Source organism: Micrococcus sp. KRD070 (assembly GCF_017168435.1).
In the GTDB taxonomy this organism is placed as follows: Bacteria; Actinomycetota; Actinomycetes; order Actinomycetales; family Micrococcaceae; genus Micrococcus; species Micrococcus luteus.
In genome coordinates, this window is the sequence record NZ_JABFNH010000045.1 from 1 (window position 1) to 3,819 (window position 3,819).

5 protein-coding genes are annotated in these 3,819 nt (G+C 69.1%); 1 reads left to right on the top strand and 4 read right to left on the bottom strand.

The window, feature by feature from the left end; translation table 11 throughout:
• Together J1M38_RS11555 and J1M38_RS11560 are read right to left on the bottom strand one after the other, a co-directional pair.
• Positions 1–264 (bottom strand): hypothetical protein (locus tag J1M38_RS11555; protein ID WP_206501270.1); only part of this gene is annotated, 264 nt, incomplete at its 3' end.
• A 160-nt stretch (positions 265–424) separates the two neighbouring features.
• Positions 425–754: a DUF3846 domain-containing protein gene (locus tag J1M38_RS11560; RefSeq protein ID WP_031943816.1), complete on the bottom strand. Its 330-nt coding sequence runs from the start codon at positions 752–754 to the stop codon at positions 425–427.
• A 571-nt stretch (positions 755–1,325) separates the two neighbouring features.
• Between J1M38_RS11560 and J1M38_RS11565 the strand changes: the two genes are divergently transcribed.
• Entirely contained in the window at positions 1,326–2,069 is a 744-nt protein-coding gene (locus J1M38_RS11565) for a hypothetical protein (RefSeq protein WP_031943813.1), read from the top strand.
• Positions 2,070–2,731: 662 nt separating this feature from the next.
• Here the strand turns inward: J1M38_RS11565 and J1M38_RS11570 are convergent.
• Positions 2,732–3,295 carry a hypothetical protein gene (locus J1M38_RS11570; protein WP_206450858.1) on the bottom strand — a complete coding sequence of 188 codons (564 nt, stop codon included), beginning with the start codon at positions 3,293–3,295 and terminating at the stop codon, positions 2,732–2,734.
• Between the two features lie 257 nt (positions 3,296–3,552).
• Positions 3,553–3,819: hypothetical protein (locus tag J1M38_RS11575; protein WP_206501271.1), on the bottom strand; the 267-nt coding region annotated here is incomplete at its 5' end.

Here is a 3,819-nt window from a genome sequence, read left to right on the forward strand (position 1 = left end):
GATCACCAGGACGGGGCCGGTGATGATCTCGCGGGCGTCGAAGCCGGCGTCGTGGATCATCTCGGTGGCCGTGGAGTTGAACGGGCGGGAGGAACTGTGGCGGGCGTCGGCCCAGAGCGACCAGTCGCCGTCCATGCCGTCGTAGTCGCCGGGGTTGTAGACCTCAGCGGTGGCGCCCAGCAGGCGGTCGACGTCGGCGGGGATGGTGTGGAGCTCGACGTCGGCGGTGGTGCCGTCGGGGTGGATCATCATGGCCTTGGTCATCGGAGTCCCTTTCGTCGGGGGTGCGGGGGTCCGGGTGACCCCTGCTGATGTGTATAACCATACACGCGCAAGATTGACGGCGCAACAGGGGCGTGGGATTCGTGGGTGGCCCCGGCGCGGCCGGGGCGGGCGGGCCGCGGGGCCCGCCCGCCCGTGGGGCTCAGTCGTCGAGGCCGAGCCGCTCGCGCAGAGCCTTGGTGGGGGGCAGGTAGGTCTCCCCGTCGTCGGCCAGGTCGCCGGTGATCAGCACCGGGCCGACGATGACGTCGTCCGGGGCGAGGATGGTCAGCTCGTGGACGATCCGGTGACCCTTGGAGTTGACCGGCAGGCCGGCGATCTTGCCCTCCTCGTTGAGCCAGATGGTGTGGTCGCCATCGTCGGAGGACAGGGCCTCCACGTAGCCGCCGACGTGCTGCTGGAAGTCCTCCAGGCCGTTGACCTGCTCCTCGGTGACGTCGCCGGTGGGGGTGATCAGGATTGCGTTGGCCATGATGGCTGTCCCTTCTATGGGGTGCGGGGATCCGGGTGATCCCTGCTGACGTGTCTAACCATACACATACGCGGGCGTATGTGCAACACCCTGCATCGCATCAGCCGCCGGCTGTGCCACGGATGCAGCCGGCCCCGCATCTCCGCGACACGTCCCCGGCGTGCCGCGAGCGCGGGGCCAGGGTGGGCCCCGCGCTCGCGGGCGGGGGGGGTCAGCCCAGGGCGGTACCGAGCTCGTGGTGGGCGACCTTGTCCAGGGCCGCGACCAGCTCGGGGTGCAGCTGGGTGATTCTCCACAATTCCATGTCTGACATGGAGTGATTCACACGCGCCCCGCCATGTGACAGCTATGTGACAGATCCTGCGAGCCCGCCCAGCGCTACCCGTAGCACGCCCCCTCGCCGCCACACGGTGGCTAGCCCCCTTCGTCCCGCCTGCCCTCTCCCGCCAGAGTCGCCAGCCGACGCGTTGGCAACTACCGCTCTACCGCAGGGCAGGTTGTCATCACCTTATGGGTTATCCCGGTGCCCCCGCCCCTTACCCGCCCGCCGGAGCTTTACTAGGCTCCTGCTATGACATCCACCACTCCGGAGAGCGCCGACAAACCCCCCTTACCTGACGTGCTGCCCTTCGACGACTTCGCCATGGACTGCTACTTAGATGAGATTCAGCGCCATGTCGGCCGAGCGTTGAATGCTGCGCGGTTGATGGACAAGGCCATAGCGATGCGCCGGAGCCTGGGTTTCAACGTTCCACCTTCGCCTAGTAGCAACGCCGAGGGGCAACGTCTTCACGAAAAAGCCTTCGATCATGCTGAAACCGTGGTTAGCGAAACGGCCATGGTTGCCCAGCTGATTTGGCCAAAGACTAAGAATGGGCAGATGGGTCCGGGTGAGACTAGGCCCGAACGCGATCAGCGGATGAAGTTCGCCGAAGGGAGAGGGGCAGCGATTCGAGAAGCCCTCTCTGTCCCAGAGGACAGCCCGATCCGCTCGCGAGCGCTACGCAACAGCATCGAACATTTCGATGAGCGACTGGACAGGCTCATGATGTATCCCCCTCGGATCATCCTCCGCAACAACATCGGGTCTAAAGACATGATCACCGGGATTGAAGGGCTCGAAGAAATGCACTTGCACCACTTCAACCCAGAGGACGGCCAGTACACAATCCTTGGCGAGTCCGTCTCTCTCCCTGACGTCACACGGGCTCTTCAGGCACTCGACCGCCAGGTAGTAGCGGCGAAGGAACGTCTAGCAGCTCGGCACTGGTCCGCGACGCGTAGGCCTTGGGACCCTGGGGGCCCGCACCTGTAGGCGCGAGGCCCCCAGCCCGGGACCAGGGCTAACCGCTCACGGTCCATCCCCCATCCCCAGCTGTGCGAGCGTGGGCAGCTCGTCGACCAGACTGGCCAAGTGGGCCCGCCGCCTGGTCTCGCCAGCTCTGCCGACGCGCCCGACGCGGTGAGGGGGGCACGCCTGTCCGGGCCAATCCTGATGTGTCTCCTGAAGTGTCTCCTTGGGGGGACTCCCAGAGTCCCCCCGTGCGGGACTCTGGGAGTCCCCCGTTCCAGACTCTGCGAGTCCCCCACCCGATGGGCTCGGCCGGTTGTCTACGGCTCTGGGATCAGCGCGGGGAACCCGTCGCCAGGTGACCGCCCTTCCCTCCCCGACCGGCTCGAACTGGTATAGCGGGTCCTGGTTCAGGGCGTACTCGGCGCGCACGCGCGGGCGGGCCTGTCCACTAGATGTGATGACGCCCTTCCGAACCAGCTTGGTGATGACACGTTGCGTCTGCCGACGGACGGATTCAGGGTCAGCCCCGGGCTTCCAGTACCCCAGCGCCGCCGCGAGCGCTTCCCATCCGCCGTAGTACAGCGGGGGTGCCCCGTCGTCACGGGCGGTGAGCGCCATGCGGACCGCGGCATTCATGTCCCCCGGGGTCAGGTGCTGGGACCACTCGGCATAGAGGGTCAAGGCTAGTCGCGCCCCCACGGCTCACCACCCCCCGCGGCCGGGCCGCCACCGAACCCGCGTGCCCGCAGGTCCGCCGCGGCCGCCCGGTAGTCCCCGCCATGATGCAGCAGCGCATATGCCTGAAACGGACTGTAGGGACGGCCCGGCTGAAACGGGGCCGCAGATGTGCTGAACACGAACAGTCGGTCCGCCTCGGAAGCGTGGCCCGTGGTCGCAGAGTGCCCCGGGGACCGCTTGCCAGGGTGCGCCCATCGGCGCTCGTGGCCATGCGTGGAGGGGCCGGTGCTGACGTCGAGGGCGCGGGCGCCGGCGCGGGAGGTGTGGGTGCCATCGGAGCCGGTCAGCTCCAGGCACTGCTGACGGGCGCGCGCGGCGGCGGCGGGGGCCGCGAGGGCGTGGGCCTGGCGGCGCTGGTCCTCCAGAGTGGCCACGGCCTGGCGGCGCCGGGCGCGGTCGTCGCAGTCCTCGCCCCACGGGTCGGGCTGGCACATCACGTCGCCGCACTCCGGGCAGGGCTCGAAGGCGGAGGGCAGGGAGTCGAGGTCGAGAAGGTGGTGCTCAGGCATCGGAGGTGCCTCCTTGGTCGGGGTGCCGGGGGCCTCATGCCCCCCGCTACGTGTCCAACCATACACATACAACGGCGCGCGCACAACACCACCCGCGAGCGCAGGTCCACGCGCCCGTGGTCGTGACGCGGAGGGGGCGGGGACGTGCCGCGATCCAGGGGAGCCGGCAGCAGCTCGATGCAGCCGGCAGCTCAGCTTCACGACACGTCCCCGGGATGCCGCGAGCGCGGGGTCCTCCCGCGCTCGCGGCCTGCCGGTCAGGCGGTGGGCAGGGCGGCCAGGCTGTCGCGGTCGGCCAGGGTGGCGGCCTCGCGGGCGGCCGGCGTGTAGCCGTCCAGGGGGGCGACGTAGGCGCGTCCGTGTGCCCAGGTGCCGATGCTCCAGCCGATCAGGTCCAGTGCGCCGGGCACGCCGTGGATCCGCTGGCGCAGGTAGCGGGTGCCGTGGAGGCGGCCGCCGCCGCTCAGCACGTCCATCAGCAGCCCGGGCAGGCCCAGGGTCGCGGGCAGGGCGGGCAGCTCGAC

Coding starts and splice junctions, on each gene's coding strand:
- J1M38_RS11560 (WP_031943816.1), bottom strand. CDS start 754: ATGGCCAACGCAATCCTGATCACCCCCACCGGCGACGTCACCGAGGAG.
- J1M38_RS11565 (WP_031943813.1), top strand. CDS start 1,326: ATGACATCCACCACTCCGGAGAGCGCCGACAAACCCCCCTTACCTGAC.
- J1M38_RS11570 (WP_206450858.1), bottom strand. CDS start 3,295: ATGCCTGAGCACCACCTTCTCGACCTCGACTCCCTGCCCTCCGCCTTC.